The organism is Pseudomonas sp. SWRI179 (assembly GCF_014268705.1).
In the GTDB taxonomy this organism is placed as follows: domain Bacteria; phylum Pseudomonadota; class Gammaproteobacteria; order Pseudomonadales; family Pseudomonadaceae; genus Aquipseudomonas; species Aquipseudomonas zanjanensis.
The window spans coordinates 37,201-50,570 of the sequence record NZ_JABWRA010000027.1 but is presented as its reverse complement, the minus strand read 5'-3'; the positions used below and the strand labels follow the sequence as shown (position 1 = coordinate 50,570).

Here is a 13,370-nt window from a genome sequence, read left to right as displayed (position 1 = left end):
ATGTTGAATGTGCCGGCCTCTTCGCGAGCAGGCTCGCTCCCACAGTGGGTCTGCGGCAGGCTTCGATTTCCCGGCTACCCAAGCCTCCTCTGTGGGAGCAAAGCTTGCTCGCGATGGCGGTGGGTCAGCTTGCATCCATGTCCAAGGTGTAATCCATTGTGGCGAGGGAGCTTGCTCCCGCTGGGCTGCGCAGCAGACCCAAGGTCTTGCGGTCGCTGCGCAACCGAGCGGGAGCAAGCTCCCTCGCCACAATGTCCGCCTCTGGGCTGGGTGGTGTGAAGCAGGCATAAAAAAAGCACCCCGAAAGGTGCTTTTTTCTAGCCGGACTACTTAGCGCTTCAACGAAGCCGGCAAGTGCGGCTGGATGGCCGTCAGTACAGCCTTGAAGCATTTGGTGTTGCCGGCAACGATGTGGCCTTTCTCAAGGAAATCATGGCCGCCGGTGAAGTCGCTCACCAAGCCACCGGCTTCCTGGATCAACAGGGCGCCCGCAGCCATGTCCCATTCGGACAGGCCCGACTCCCAGAACGCATCGAAACGGCCAGCAGCCACATAAGCCAGGTCCAGGCTCGCAGCGCCGGCGCGGCGGATGCCGGCGGTCTGGCCGACCAGGGCGCGGAACATGCCCAGGTAGTTGTCCAGGTTGTCCATCTGGTCATCACGGAACGGGAAGCCGGTACCCAGCAGGGCGCCGTCCAGGCTGGTGCGGCCGCTGACGCGCAGGCGACGACCGTTCAGTTGGGCGCCACGGCCACGGCTGGCGGTGAATTCTTCCTGGCGAACCGGGTCCAGCACGACGGCGTGTTCCAGGCGGCCACGGTATTTGCAGGCGATGCTGACCGCAAAGTGAGGAATGCCGCGCAGGAAGTTGGTGGTGCCGTCCAGCGGATCGATGATCCACAGGTACTCTTCGCCTTCGATGCCAGTACCGGCGTGCATGCCGGTCTCTTCACCGAGGATGGAGTGGTTTGGGTAAGCCTTGCGCAGGGCGTCGACGATTTTCTGCTCGGCGGCGCGATCGACCTCGGACACATAGTCCTTGGCGTCTTTTTCATCGACCTTGATGGTATCCAGGCGCTCGATGGAGCGGAAGATCAGTTCACTGGCGCTGCGGGCGGCGCGCAGCGCGATATTCAGCATGGGCTGCATGGATGTGTCACCTAAGGTTGTTAAAGAAAGCCGCGCATTCTATCAGAAAGTTTTCTCAGGAGAAGGTTGGTGTTCGCTTTCATAGCTTAACGGTAGGTGCTTATGTAAGATTTGCTCCCTTTATCGTGTTCGAGAGCGCCTCCCTTGTTGCAGAACATTCGTGTCGTCCTGGTCAATACCAGCCATCCGGGTAACATCGGCGGAGCTGCGCGGGCCATGAAGAACATGGGCCTGTCGCGCCTGGTGCTGGTCGAGCCGCGCTTGTTTCCCCATCACGAAGCCGATGCCCGGGCCTCCGGCGCCGGTGACATCCTCGCCAACGCCCAGGTCGTCGCCACCCTGGAAGATGCCCTGGTGGGTTGCAACCTGGTGCTCGGCACCAGCGCCCGCGACCGCCGCATCCCCTGGCCGCTGCTCGACCCCCGCGAATGCGGCACCAAAGTGGTCGAGGAGGCCGCGCAAGGCTTCGAGATTGCCCTGGTGTTCGGCCGTGAAGACTCCGGCCTGACCAACGACGAGCTGCAGCGATGTCATTTTCACGTGCATATCCCTTCCGACCCCGAGTTCAGTTCCTTGAACCTGGGGGCGGCGGTGCAGGTGTTGAGCTATGAAGTGCGCATGGCTTGGCTGGCGGCCGAAGGCAAGCCCAGCAAAGTCGAAAAAACCGAGGTGACGTCGCCGCGCAGTGAGACACTGGCGACCATGGATGAGTTGGAACGATTCTTTGAACACCTGGAGCAGACCCTGGTGGACATCGAATTCCTCGACCCGGAAAAGCCGCGGCACTTGATGGCGCGCCTGCGTCGGTTGTACGGACGAAGCTCGGTGAGCCGGGCGGAGATGAATATATTGCGCGGCATCCTCACGGAAACCCAGAAAGCGGCCCGTGGCGAGCTGATTAAGCGGAAGAAATAAAATGTTCGAACGTTTGCGTGAAGATATCCAAAGTGTTTTCCATCGTGACCCGGCGGCGCGCAATGCCTTTGAAGTGCTGACCTGCTACCCGGGCATGCACGCCATCTGGATCCATCGCCTGTCCGGCGCTTTGTGGGGCATGGGCTGGAAGTGGTTGGCGCGGCTGGTCTCGAACTTCGGCCGCTGGCTGACCGGGATCGAGATCCACCCGGGCGCCAAGGTCGGCCGCCGCTTCTTCATCGACCATGGCATGGGCATCGTCATCGGTGAAACCGCCGAGATCGGCGACGACGTGACGCTCTACCAGGGCGTGACCCTCGGCGGCACCAGTTGGAACAAAGGCAAGCGCCACCCAACCCTGGAAGACGGCGTGGTGGTCGGTGCCGGCGCCAAGGTGCTCGGGCCGTTCACGGTCGGGGCGGGGGCGAAAGTCGGTTCCAACGCCGTGGTGACCAAGGCCGTGCCGCCGGGCGCGACCGTGGTGGGCATTCCGGGGCGGATCATCGTCAAGTCCGACGACGAGCAGGACGCCCGCCGCAAGGCCATGGCCGAGAAGATCGGCTTCGACGCCTACGGTGTCGGCGAAGACATGCCCGACCCGGTCGCCCGCGCCATCAACCAGTTGCTCGATCACCTGCAAGCCGTCGATGGGCGCCTGGAGGGGATGTGCGGCGCCCTGAAGGACCTGGGCAGTAATTACTGTGCCAAGGACCTGCCTGAACTGCGCGAAGAGGATTTCGCGTGTGTGAAGGACAAGGATGAGACTCAGGCTAGCTGATATCTGGGCTGGCCCTATCGCGAGCAGGCTCGCTCCCACAGGGATCTGTGGTGTACACGAATTGTGCATCCACCAAAGCCCCTGTGGCAGCGAGCCTGCTCGTGAAGAACGATAACGCGGTATAGCTGGTCGTTAGCCGCCTACCTTTGCTATCATTCGCGCGCTCTTTCGCGGGTAAACCTGAGTAAAGCACTAGGTCTTATACTTGACTTAAATACTCGGGAATTGCATACTCGCCCCCATTCCGAACTCCGTGGTAATTGTCCATGCGACTGACTACAAAAGGCCGATACGCCGTGACCGCGATGCTGGATCTGGCATTGCATGCGCAGCACGGGCCGGTGTCCCTGGCCGATATCTCCGAGCGCCAGGGCATTTCCCTGTCCTACCTTGAACAGCTGTTCGCCAAGCTGCGCCGTAGCAACCTGGTCTCCAGCGTTCGCGGCCCCGGCGGCGGCTACCAGCTGTCGCGCGACATGCAGGGCATCCAGGTCGCCCAGGTGATCGATGCAGTGAACGAATCGGTCGATGCGACCAAATGCCAGGGCCTTGGCGACTGCCATGGCGGCGATACTTGCCTGACCCACCACTTGTGGTGCGACCTCAGCCTGCAGATCCACGAATTTCTAAGCGGTATCAGCTTGGCTGACCTTGTAACTCGCCGTGAGGTGCAAGAAGTAGCCCAGCGTCAGGACCAGCGTCGTTGCAATAGCAAGACGCTGCACCTGGACAAGATTGAAGCGTCCGCCGTCGAATGACTGCCGCAGAGCACGCGGAACGCCAGCCAGCCTGATTTAGGAGAGAGTCCATGAAATTGCCGATTTACCTTGATTACTCAGCGACCACCCCGGTTGATCCGCGTGTTGCGCAAAAAATGAGTGAATGCCTGCTGGTCGACGGAAACTTCGGCAACCCGGCGTCCCGTTCCCACGTGTTCGGCTGGAAGGCTGAGGAGTCGGTGGAAAACGCCCGTCGCCAGGTCGCCGACCTGGTCAACGCCGACCCGCGTGAAATCGTCTGGACCTCCGGTGCCACCGAATCCGACAACCTGGCAATCAAGGGTGTCGCGCATTTCTACCACACCAAGGGCAAGCACCTGATCACCTCCAAGATCGAGCATAAGGCTGTCCTGGACACCATGCGCCAACTGGAGCGTGAAGGCTTCGAAGTCACCTACATCGAGCCCGGTGAAGACGGCATCATCACCCCGGCCATGATCGAAGCCGCCCTGCGCGACGACACCATCCTGGTTTCGATCATGCACGTGAACAACGAAATCGGCACCGTCAACGACATCGCCGCCATCGGCGAACTGACCCGTTCCAAGGGCGTCCTGTTCCACGTCGACGGCGCGCAGTCCACCGGCAAGGTCGACATCGACCTGTCCAAGCTGAAAGTCGACCTGATGTCGTTCTCCGCCCACAAGACTTATGGCCCTAAAGGCATCGGCGCGCTGTACGTCAGCCGCAAGCCGCGTGTTCGCATCGAAGCGACCATGCACGGCGGCGGTCACGAGCGTGGCATGCGTTCCGGCACCCTGGCGACCCACCAGATCGTCGGCATGGGCGAAGCCTTCCGTGTGGCCAAGGAAGACATGGCCGCCGAGAATGTACGCATCAAGGCCCTGAGCGACCGTTTCTTCAAGCAGGTCGAGCACCTCGAAGAACTCTACGTCAACGGCAGCCTGACCGCCCGCGTACCGCACAACCTGAACCTGAGCTTCAACTACGTTGAAGGCGAGTCGCTGATCATGGCGCTCAAGGATCTGGCCGTGTCGTCCGGTTCGGCGTGCACCTCGGCGTCGCTGGAGCCTTCGTACGTACTGCGCGCCCTGGGTCGCAACGACGAACTGGCCCACAGCTCGATCCGCTTCACCTTCGGCCGTTTCACCACCGAAGAAGAAATCGATTACGCCGCGCAGAAAGTCTGCGAGGCCGTTACCAAGCTGCGCGCTCTGTCGCCGCTGTGGGACATGTACAAAGACGGCGTCGACATCTCGAAAATCGAATGGGCGGCGCACTGAGAAGTCGCCACCAGAGCGGCTCCACTGATGAGGATTGAAGCAAATGGCATATAGCGAAAAGGTCATCGACCACTACGAGAACCCGCGCAACGTCGGCAAGATGGACGCGCAGGATCCTGATGTCGGCACTGGCATGGTCGGCGCTCCGGCGTGCGGCGACGTGATGCGCCTGCAGATCAAGGTCAACGAGCAGGGCATCATCGAAGATGCCAAGTTCAAGACCTATGGCTGCGGTTCCGCCATCGCGTCCAGCTCCCTGGCCACCGAGTGGATGAAGGGCAAGACCCTTGATGAAGCCGAAACCATCAAGAACACCCAGCTGGCCGAAGAACTGGCCCTGCCGCCAGTGAAGATCCACTGCTCGGTACTCGCCGAAGACGCCATCAAGGCCGCCGTTCGCGATTACAAGCAGAAGAAAGGCTTGATCTGATCCGCGTTACGGTAAGGAGTTTTCCATGGCTATCCAGATGACAGAAGCGGCAGCTAACCATATCCAGCGCTCCCTTGCGGGGCGCGGCAAGGGCGAGGGTATCCGCCTGGGTGTTCGCACCACGGGCTGTTCTGGCCTCGCCTATGTACTGGAATTCGTCGACGAAGTGGGCGAAGACGATCAGGTGTTCGAGAGTCATGGTCAGAAAGTGATCATCGACCCGAAAAGCCTGACGTACCTGGATGGCACCGAGCTGGATTTCGTCAAGGAAGGGTTGAACGAAGGCTTCAAGTTCAACAACCCCAACGTGCGCGGTGAATGTGGCTGCGGCGAAAGCTTCAACATCTGAGGCGGCTTGTGGGTACTCCTTGTCATTTTGCGTTGTTCCAGATGCAGCCGGCGTTCCAGCTGGATCTCGAGCAGTTGTCCGCGCGTTACCTTGAACTGGCCCGTGGCGTTCATCCCGACCGCTTTGCCGATGCTTCCGAGGCGGAGCAGCGGCGGGCGCTCGAGCAGTCGGCGAACCTCAACGAGGCTTACCAGACGCTCAAGCACCCGGCCAAGCGCGCGCGTTACCTGCTCGCCATCAGCGGCCATGAGTTGCCGCTGGAGGTCACGGTCCATGATCCCGAGTTTCTGTTGCAGCAGATGCAATGGCGCGAAGAGCTCGAGGACCTGCAGGACAGCGCCGACCTGGCCGGTGTCGCGGTATTCAAGCGCCGCTTGAAGGACGCCCAGCAAACACTGAACGAAAGCTTCGCAGCCTGCTGGAACGATGCCGCGCAACGCGAACAGGCCGAGCGCCTGATGCGGCGCATGCAGTTCCTCGACAAGCTCACCTACGAAGTGCGCCAGTTAGAAGAGCGCCTCGACGATTAACCCAGTGCCGCTCCGGTCGCACGCCTGATTACAGATAAGTCCTGATTACGATGGCCCTACTGCAGATCGCCGAACCCGGCCAAAGTCCACAACCGCACCAGCGTCGCCTGGCTGTCGGGATCGACTTGGGTACCACCAATTCCCTGGTCGCTGCCTTGCGCAGCGGTCTTTCCGAACCGCTGGCCGACGAGCAGGGACGGGTGATCCTGCCGTCCGCCGTGCGTTATCACGTCGACCGCGTCGAAGTGGGCGAGTCGGCCAAGCTGGCCGCCGCCACCGACCCCTTGAACACCATTGTCTCGGTCAAGCGCTTGATGGGTCGTGGCCTGTCCGACGTCAAGCAATTGGGCGACCAGCTGCCGTACCGCTTCGTCGGTGGCGAGTCCCATATGCCGTTCATCGAAACCGTGCAGGGCCCGAAAAGCCCGGTCGAGGTTTCCGCCGACATCCTCAAGGTCCTGCGCCAGCGCGCCGAAGCGGCGTTGGGTGGTGAACTGGTGGGTGCGGTCATCACCGTCCCGGCCTATTTCGACGACGCCCAGCGCCAAGCCACCAAGGACGCGGCCAAGCTGGCCGGCCTGAACGTGCTGCGCCTGCTCAACGAGCCGACCGCTGCTGCCGTTGCCTACGGCCTCGATCAGCATGCCGAAGGCCTGGTCGCCATCTACGACCTGGGCGGCGGTACGTTCGATATCTCGATCCTGCGCCTGACCGGCGGTGTCTTCGAAGTCCTGGCCACCGGTGGCGACAGTGCCCTGGGCGGCGATGACTTCGACCATGCCATCGCTGGCTGGATCATCGAGCAGGCGGGCTTGTCCGCCGACCTCGACCCCGGTGCGCAACGCCATCTGCTGCAAACCGCCTGCGCCGCCAAGGAAGCCTTGACCGACACCGCCACGGTTGAAGTGGCTTATGGCGAGTGGAAGGCCGCGCTGACCCGCGAAGCCTTCGATGCCCTGATCGAGCCCATGGTCGCCCGTAGCCTCAAGGCCTGCCGCCGTGCGGTGCGTGATTCCGGCGTGGAGCTGGAAGACGTCAAGGCCGTGGTCATGGTCGGTGGTTCGACCCGCGTGCCTCGGGTTCGCGAAGCCGTTGCCGAGGCCTTTGGCCGCCAGCCGCTGACCGAAATCGACCCGGACCAGGTGGTGGCCATCGGCGCCGCGATCCAGGCCGATACCCTGGCCGGCAACAAGCGTGACGGCGGCGAATTGCTGTTGCTCGACGTGATTCCGTTGTCCCTGGGGCTGGAAACCATGGGTGGCTTGATGGAGAAGGTGATTCCGCGCAACACCACCATCCCGGTTGCCCGCGCCCAGGACTTCACCACCTACAAAGACGGCCAGTCGGCCATGATGATCCACGTGCTGCAAGGCGAGCGTGAACTGATCAGCGACTGCCGCTCCCTGGCCCGCTTCGAATTGCGCGGCATCCCGGCCATGGTTGCCGGTGCGGCGAAAATCCGCGTGACCTTCCAGGTCGACGCCGACGGCTTGCTCAATGTTTCTGCCCGTGAACTGGGTTCGGGCGTGGAGGCGAGCATCCAGGTCAAGCCGTCCTATGGCCTGACCGACGGCGAAATCGCCAAGATGCTCAAGGATTCCTTCCAGCACGCCAGCGACGACAAGGTCGCCCGTGTACTGCGCGAGCAACAGGTCGATGCCCAGCGCCTGATCGAAGCCGTGCAAGGTGCCCTTGAGGCCGACGGCGACCGGTTGCTCGACGCTGAAGAGCGCATGGTCATCGAGCTGCAGCTGCAGGAATTGTCCGAATTGATGAAAGGCACCGATGGTTATGCCATCGAGCAGCAGACCAAGCGTCTGTCGCAGGTCACCGATGCCTTTGCTGCCCGCCGCCTGGACTCGACGGTGAAAGCCGCCCTGGCGGGGCGCAACCTGAATGAAATCGAGGAATAACTGATGCCGCAGGTGATTTTTCTGCCCCACGAGAAATTCTGTCCGGAGGGCATGGTCGTGGAGGCTGAGCCCGGGACTTCCATTCTCGAACTGGCCCATGAGCACCATATTGAGATAGAGAGTGCCTGTGGCGGCGTCTGTGCTTGCACGACGTGCCATTGCATCATTCGTGAGGGCTTCGATTCGCTGGAAGAAGCTGACGAGTTGGAGGAAGATTTCCTCGATCGGGCCTGGGGCCTGGAAGCGCAATCGCGCCTGAGCTGCCAAGCTGTCGTCGGCACCGAAGACCTGACCGTCGAAATTCCGAAATATTCGCTTAACCATGCGGCCGAAGCGCCGCACTGATTCAGGAAGCTACAATGAGTCTGAAATGGGTTGATGTACTGGAAATCGCAATCCAGCTGGTTGAATCCAAACCAGATGTAGACCCCCGTTACGTGAATTTCGTCGATCTGCACAAATGGGTGCTGGCATTGCCGGAGTTCAACGATGATCCGACCCGTGGTGGCGAGAAGGTGCTTGAAGCCATCCAAGCGGCCTGGATCGAAGAGGTGTAGGAGCTGACGAGCGCAGCGAGGCTGCGATCTTGCCCGAGGCAATTGAATATTGAGCGGAAGATCAAAAGATCGCAGCCTGCGGCAGCTCCTACCGCCGAACGCAGTTAGGCAATACCTAAGAACCCGCGTATAATTCGCGGGTTTAATTTTTCGTAAATTATCGTTTCTGGAGTTACACCATGGCTGTTCAACGTACTTTCTCCATCATCAAGCCTGACGCCGTTGCTAAAAACGTGATCGGCAAGATCGTTACCCGCTTCGAAGACGCTGGCCTGCGCGTTGTAGCTTCGAAAATGAAGCAACTGTCCAAGGCCGAAGCCGAAGGCTTCTACGCTGAGCACAGCGAGCGCGGTTTCTTCGGTGAGCTGGTTGCCTTCATGACTTCCGGTCCGGTTGTGGTTCAGGTGCTGGAAGGCGAAAACGCTATCGCTCGCAACCGTGAGCTGATGGGCGCTACCAACCCTAAAGAAGCTGCTGCCGGCACCATCCGTGCTGACTTCGCTGAATCCATCGACGCCAACGCCGTCCACGGTTCGGACTCCGAAGCCGCCGCTGCTCGCGAAATCGCTTACTTTTTCGCTGCTACTGAAGTAACCGCTCGCTAAGCATTGGCTTAAGAGTGAAGGTGAATCCATGACTACATCGACTGTTAAAACCAATCTGCTGGGGCTGACCCAGCCGGAAATGGAGAAATTCTTCGACTCGATCGGGGAGAAGCGTTTCCGTGCCGGTCAGGTGATGAAATGGATTCACCACTTTGGCGTCGACGACTTCGACGCCATGACGAATGTCGGCAAGGCCCTGCGCGAGAAGCTCAAGGCTGTAGCCGAGATTCGCGGCCCCGAAGTGGTCAGCGAAGACATCTCCAGCGACGGCACCCGTAAGTGGGTGGTGCGCGTGGCGTCCGGCAGCTGCGTCGAGACCGTCTACATTCCCCAGGGCAAGCGCGGCACCTTGTGCGTTTCGTCCCAGGCAGGCTGTGCCCTGGATTGCAGTTTCTGCTCCACCGGCAAGCAAGGCTTCAATAGCAACCTCACCGCCGCCGAAGTGATCGGCCAGGTGTGGATTGCCAACAAATCCTTTGGCAGCGTCCCGGCGACCGTCGACCGTGCCATCACCAACGTGGTGATGATGGGCATGGGTGAGCCGCTGCTGAACTTCGACAACGTCGTCTCCGCCATGCACTTGATGATGGATGACCTGGGCTACGGCATTTCCAAGCGCCGCGTGACCCTGTCCACCTCCGGCGTGGTGCCGATGATCGATGAGCTGGCCAAGCACATCGACGTCTCCCTGGCGTTGTCGCTGCATGCACCCAATGACGCATTGCGTAACCAATTGGTGCCGATCAACAAGAAATATCCGCTTAAGATGCTGCTCGAGTCGTGCCAGCGCTACATGTCGTCCCTGGGCGAAAAGCGCGTGCTGACCATCGAGTACACGCTGCTCAAGGATGTGAACGACAAGGTCGAACATGCGGTCGAGATGATCGAGCTGCTCAAGAACATCCCGTGCAAGATCAACCTGATCCCGTTCAACCCGTTCCCGCATTCCGGGTACGAGCGTCCGAGCAACAACGCGATTCGTCGCTTCCAGGATCAGCTTCACCACGCTGGCTTCAACGTCACCGTGCGCACCACCCGCGGCGAAGACATCGACGCCGCTTGTGGCCAATTGGTAGGACAGGTGCTGGATCGCACCCGTCGCAGCGAACGCTACATTGCCGTGCGTGAGTTGAACGCCGCGGACGATGCGGTGCAAAACGCTGCGAACAGTCACTAAGAGAGGATCTCTATGTCCCTGCGCTTCGCGCTCGTTTTGCTGTTGGCCGGCCTTTGTTCCGGTTGCGTCCTGTCGGGTGACTACAACCCGATGAAGACCAGCAAAGGGCGCGACGAAGCACGTGTGGCCTATGTGCAACTGGGCATCGGCTACCTGCAACAGGGCATGACCGAACGGGCCAAGGTACCGCTCAAGAAAGCCCTGGAGCTGGACGATTCCGACCCGGATGCCAACGCGGCCCTGGCCCTGGTGTTCCAGGCCGAGATGGAGCCGGAACTGGCCGACCAGCATTTTCGCAAGGCGCTGTCTGGCCGGCCGCAAGACGCACGGATCCTGAACAACTACGGCAGCTTTCTTTTCGAGCAGAAACGCTACAAGGAAGCCTACGAGCGCTTCGAGCAGGCTGCCGCCGATACCCTTTACCCTGAGCGCTCGCGGGTGTTCGAAAACCTCGGCATGACCGCCGCGCAGCTCGGCCAGCGTGACCTGGCCCGCCAGCAGTTGGAAAAGGCGCTACGGCTCAATCGCCAGCAACCGCGGGCGCTGCTGGAAATGGCTGAGTTGTCCTACGAAGACAGGCATTATGTGCCCGCGCGTGACTACTACGAGCGTTTTAGCCTGCTGAGTGAGCAAAATGCACGTAGTCTATTGCTCGGCGTTCGGCTGGCACATGTGTTTGAAGATCGCGACAAAGCTGCAAGCTACGGCTTGCAACTCAAAAGACTCTATCCCGGTACGCCGGAATATCAGCAATACCTGTCGGAGCAATGATGAAAGCGGCGCATCCCGAAGTTGTAGCAGCGACTCGCGTAAATCCCGGTGAGACCCTGCGTCAAGCCCGCGAAAGCAATGGTTGGTCGCTGGCCGAAGTGGCCCTCAAGCTCAATCTCACCGTGGCTTCCCTGGGCAACCTGGAAGCGGGCGCGTTCGACAAGCTGCCTGGGCATACCTTCGCCCGCGGCTATATCCGCGCCTATGCCAAGCTGCTCGGCATGGACCAGACCGTACTGGTCCAGCAATTCGATCAATACACCGGTTCCGATGCCCAGGGCAGCAACGTGCACAGCCTGGGGCGCATCGAGGAGCCGGTTCGCGTTTCCCACACCATTTTGCGAATCGTCAGCCTGTTGCTGCTGATTGCGGTGATCGGTGGCGGTTTTGTCTGGTGGCAGGACCAGGCTTCCTTGCGCAACAAGGAGCCGGTCGCCATGAACCCCGAGCACGTCGAAGTCGAGGGCGCTGACGGCACCACCCAGATCCATCCATTGGACGAGCCGGAAGACCAGGCGGTTGTCGAAGGCCAGGCCGAAGGCGAAACCGCCCTGGCGTTGCCTCAAGGCCAGGATAACGGCGAAGCCGATGCTACCGCTGGCGCCGAGCCGACCGTGCCATCCGCTCCGGCGCCAGCTCCTGCGCCGACCGCGCCGGCCCACGCGGGCACTGCGCCGGCTGCTCCCGCCGCACCGGCGGCTCCGGCTCCGGCGCCAGTTCCCGCCACGCCAGCACCAACCGTTGCTGCGCCGAGCGTACCGGCTGCTCCTGCAACCCCAGCGGCCCCGGCCCCTGCACCCGGTGATGGCCAGGTACAAATCCAGTTCACCGCCGACTGCTGGACGCAAATCACCGACGGCAACGGCAAGGTGCTGTTCAGCGGCCTCAAACGCAAGGGCGACAACACGGCCGTCAACGGCAAGCCGCCGTTTGCCGTACGCCTGGGTTATGCCCGTGGCGCGCAGGTCAGCTACAACGGCCAGCCAGTCGACATCGCTCCGTTCACCAGTGGCGAGACCGCTCGCCTGAAGTTGGGTCAATAAGTCATGCACGGCGAATCTCCAATCAAGCGTCGCGAATCCCGGAAAATCTGGGTCGGTAACGTGCCCGTGGGCGGCGATGCGCCAATCGCTGTGCAGAGCATGACCAACAGCGACACCAATGACGTGGCCGCCACGGTCGCCCAGATCAACCGCCTGGAAGCCGCCGGTGTCGACATCGTGCGGGTATCGGTGCCGGACATGGACGCCGCCGAGGCGTTCGGCAAGATCAAGCAACTGGTCAAGGTCCCTTTGGTCGCCGACATCCACTTCGACTACCGCATCGCCTTGCGCGTGGCCGAGTTGGGCGTCGATTGCCTGCGCATCAACCCGGGCAACATCGGTCGCGAAGACCGTGTGCGTGCCGTGGTGGATGCCGCGCGCGACCGGGGCATCCCGATCCGCATCGGCGTGAACGCCGGTTCCCTGGAAAAAGACCTGCAAAAGAAATACGGCGAACCGACCCCGGCGGCGCTGGTGGAATCGGCGCTGCGCCATGTGGAGCACCTCGAACGCCTGAACTTCCAGGACTTCAAGGTCAGCGTGAAGGCGTCCGACGTGTTCATGGCCGTCGAAGCCTACCGTCTGCTGGCCAAGGAAATCGTCCAGCCGCTGCACCTGGGCATCACCGAAGCCGGTGGGTTGCGCTCGGGCACGGTGAAATCCGCCGTCGGCCTCGGTATGCTGCTCGCCGAAGGGATTGGCGATACCATCCGCATCTCGTTGGCGGCTGACCCGGTCGAGGAAGTGAAAGTCGGCTACGACATTCTCAAGTCCCTGCACCTGCGTTCCCGTGGCATCAACTTCATCGCCTGCCCGAGTTGCTCGCGGCAGAACTTCGATGTGGTCAAGACCATGAACGAACTGGAAGGGCGCCTTGAAGACCTGCTGGTGCCGCTGGATGTCGCGGTGATTGGTTGCGTGGTCAACGGGCCGGGTGAAGCCAAGGAGGCCCATATCGGCCTGACGGGCGGTACGCCGAACCTGATTTACATCGACGGCAAGCCGTCGCAGAAACTGACGAATGACAATCTGGTGGATGAGCTGGAACGGCTGATTCGCCAGAAAGCGGCCGAAAAGGTCGAAGCCGACGCAGCGGTCATCGCGCGCGGTTAAGTCGAAAGATTAAGGAA

The 13,370-nt window shown here is 61.2% G+C and carries 16 protein-coding genes; 15 read left to right on the top strand and 1 reads right to left on the bottom strand.

Annotated elements, in window-relative coordinates; all coding sequences use genetic code 11:
- Window positions 1–330: 330 nt before the first annotated feature.
- The gene (gene suhB / locus HU767_RS16605; RefSeq protein ID WP_003185165.1) at window positions 331–1,149 is read right to left on the bottom strand and encodes an inositol-phosphate phosphatase; all 819 of its coding nucleotides are present in this window, start codon (window positions 1,147–1,149) and stop codon (window positions 331–333) included.
- Window positions 1,150–1,293: 144 nt separating this feature from the next.
- Between suhB and trmJ the strand changes: the two genes are divergently transcribed.
- From trmJ to ispG, 15 genes are all read left to right on the top strand, one after another.
- The gene (gene trmJ, locus HU767_RS16600; RefSeq protein WP_003185164.1) at window positions 1,294–2,064 is read left to right on the top strand and encodes a tRNA (cytosine(32)/uridine(32)-2'-O)-methyltransferase TrmJ; all 771 of its coding nucleotides are present in this window, start codon (window positions 1,294–1,296) and stop codon (window positions 2,062–2,064) included.
- A 1-nt stretch (window position 2,065) separates the two neighbouring features.
- Entirely contained in the window at window positions 2,066–2,842 is a 777-nt protein-coding gene (cysE, locus tag HU767_RS16595) for a serine O-acetyltransferase (RefSeq protein ID WP_186705396.1), read from the top strand.
- A 266-nt stretch (window positions 2,843–3,108) separates the two neighbouring features.
- The gene (gene iscR / locus HU767_RS16590; RefSeq protein ID WP_018611583.1) at window positions 3,109–3,600 is read left to right on the top strand and encodes a Fe-S cluster assembly transcriptional regulator IscR; all 492 of its coding nucleotides are present in this window, start codon (window positions 3,109–3,111) and stop codon (window positions 3,598–3,600) included.
- Between the two features lie 50 nt (window positions 3,601–3,650).
- Window positions 3,651–4,865 (top strand): IscS subfamily cysteine desulfurase, encoded by a 1,215-nt coding sequence (locus tag HU767_RS16585; protein WP_186634745.1) that lies wholly within the window; start codon window positions 3,651–3,653, stop codon window positions 4,863–4,865.
- 43 nt (window positions 4,866–4,908) lie between these two features.
- Window positions 4,909–5,295, top strand: coding sequence for a Fe-S cluster assembly scaffold IscU (gene iscU / locus HU767_RS16580; RefSeq protein ID WP_003185157.1), 387 nt, complete (start codon window positions 4,909–4,911; stop codon window positions 5,293–5,295).
- Window positions 5,296–5,320: 25 nt separating this feature from the next.
- Window positions 5,321–5,644, top strand: a complete 324-nt coding sequence (gene iscA, locus HU767_RS16575; RefSeq protein ID WP_003185155.1) for an iron-sulfur cluster assembly protein IscA — start codon at window positions 5,321–5,323, stop codon at window positions 5,642–5,644.
- Window positions 5,645–5,652: 8 nt separating this feature from the next.
- Entirely contained in the window at window positions 5,653–6,174 is a 522-nt protein-coding gene (hscB, locus tag HU767_RS16570; RefSeq protein WP_060739093.1) for a co-chaperone HscB, read from the top strand.
- A gap of 50 nt (window positions 6,175–6,224) precedes the next feature.
- A complete protein-coding gene (gene hscA / locus HU767_RS16565; RefSeq protein WP_186730005.1) occupies window positions 6,225–8,087 on the top strand; it encodes a Fe-S protein assembly chaperone HscA in 1,863 nt (620 codons plus the stop codon).
- 3 nt (window positions 8,088–8,090) lie between these two features.
- Window positions 8,091–8,432, top strand: coding sequence for an ISC system 2Fe-2S type ferredoxin (gene fdx, locus HU767_RS16560; protein ID WP_186705399.1), 342 nt, complete (start codon window positions 8,091–8,093; stop codon window positions 8,430–8,432).
- Window positions 8,433–8,446: 14 nt separating this feature from the next.
- The gene (gene iscX, locus HU767_RS16555) at window positions 8,447–8,644 is read left to right on the top strand and encodes a Fe-S cluster assembly protein IscX (RefSeq protein ID WP_186705400.1); all 198 of its coding nucleotides are present in this window, start codon (window positions 8,447–8,449) and stop codon (window positions 8,642–8,644) included.
- Between the two features lie 179 nt (window positions 8,645–8,823).
- The gene (gene ndk, locus HU767_RS16550) at window positions 8,824–9,249 is read left to right on the top strand and encodes a nucleoside-diphosphate kinase (RefSeq protein ID WP_003185145.1); all 426 of its coding nucleotides are present in this window, start codon (window positions 8,824–8,826) and stop codon (window positions 9,247–9,249) included.
- A gap of 28 nt (window positions 9,250–9,277) precedes the next feature.
- The gene (gene rlmN, locus HU767_RS16545; protein ID WP_186705401.1) at window positions 9,278–10,426 is read left to right on the top strand and encodes a 23S rRNA (adenine(2503)-C(2))-methyltransferase RlmN; all 1,149 of its coding nucleotides are present in this window, start codon (window positions 9,278–9,280) and stop codon (window positions 10,424–10,426) included.
- 12 nt (window positions 10,427–10,438) lie between these two features.
- Window positions 10,439–11,197, top strand: a complete 759-nt coding sequence (gene pilW, locus HU767_RS16540; protein ID WP_053118628.1) for a type IV pilus biogenesis/stability protein PilW — start codon at window positions 10,439–10,441, stop codon at window positions 11,195–11,197.
- Window positions 11,197–12,240 (top strand): RodZ family helix-turn-helix domain-containing protein, encoded by a 1,044-nt coding sequence (locus tag HU767_RS16535; RefSeq protein WP_186730004.1) that lies wholly within the window; start codon window positions 11,197–11,199, stop codon window positions 12,238–12,240. The genes pilW and HU767_RS16535 overlap by 1 nt, the downstream gene beginning before the upstream one ends.
- Before the next feature lie 3 nt (window positions 12,241–12,243).
- Window positions 12,244–13,353, top strand: a complete 1,110-nt coding sequence (gene ispG, locus HU767_RS16530) for a flavodoxin-dependent (E)-4-hydroxy-3-methylbut-2-enyl-diphosphate synthase (protein ID WP_003185136.1) — start codon at window positions 12,244–12,246, stop codon at window positions 13,351–13,353.
- The last annotated feature ends 17 nt before the right edge of the window (window positions 13,354–13,370 follow it).

Excerpts from the sequence above, each read along its gene's own strand:
- iscU (WP_003185157.1), top strand. The coding sequence starts at position 4,909 with ATGGCATATAGCGAAAAGGTCATCGACCACTACGAGAACCCGCGCAAC.
- rlmN (WP_186705401.1), top strand. The coding sequence starts at position 9,278 with ATGACTACATCGACTGTTAAAACCAATCTGCTGGGGCTGACCCAGCCG.
- fdx (WP_186705399.1), top strand. The coding sequence starts at position 8,091 with ATGCCGCAGGTGATTTTTCTGCCCCACGAGAAATTCTGTCCGGAGGGC.
- iscX (WP_186705400.1), top strand. The coding sequence starts at position 8,447 with ATGAGTCTGAAATGGGTTGATGTACTGGAAATCGCAATCCAGCTGGTT.
- ispG (WP_003185136.1), top strand. The coding sequence starts at position 12,244 with ATGCACGGCGAATCTCCAATCAAGCGTCGCGAATCCCGGAAAATCTGG.
- pilW (WP_053118628.1), top strand. The coding sequence starts at position 10,439 with ATGTCCCTGCGCTTCGCGCTCGTTTTGCTGTTGGCCGGCCTTTGTTCC.
- HU767_RS16535 (WP_186730004.1), top strand. The coding sequence starts at position 11,197 with ATGAAAGCGGCGCATCCCGAAGTTGTAGCAGCGACTCGCGTAAATCCC.
- cysE (WP_186705396.1), top strand. The coding sequence starts at position 2,066 with ATGTTCGAACGTTTGCGTGAAGATATCCAAAGTGTTTTCCATCGTGAC.
- hscA (WP_186730005.1), top strand. The coding sequence starts at position 6,225 with ATGGCCCTACTGCAGATCGCCGAACCCGGCCAAAGTCCACAACCGCAC.
- ndk (WP_003185145.1), top strand. The coding sequence starts at position 8,824 with ATGGCTGTTCAACGTACTTTCTCCATCATCAAGCCTGACGCCGTTGCT.
- iscR (WP_018611583.1), top strand. The coding sequence starts at position 3,109 with ATGCGACTGACTACAAAAGGCCGATACGCCGTGACCGCGATGCTGGAT.
- HU767_RS16585 (WP_186634745.1), top strand. The coding sequence starts at position 3,651 with ATGAAATTGCCGATTTACCTTGATTACTCAGCGACCACCCCGGTTGAT.
- suhB (WP_003185165.1), bottom strand. The coding sequence starts at position 1,149 with ATGCAGCCCATGCTGAATATCGCGCTGCGCGCCGCCCGCAGCGCCAGT.
- iscA (WP_003185155.1), top strand. The coding sequence starts at position 5,321 with ATGGCTATCCAGATGACAGAAGCGGCAGCTAACCATATCCAGCGCTCC.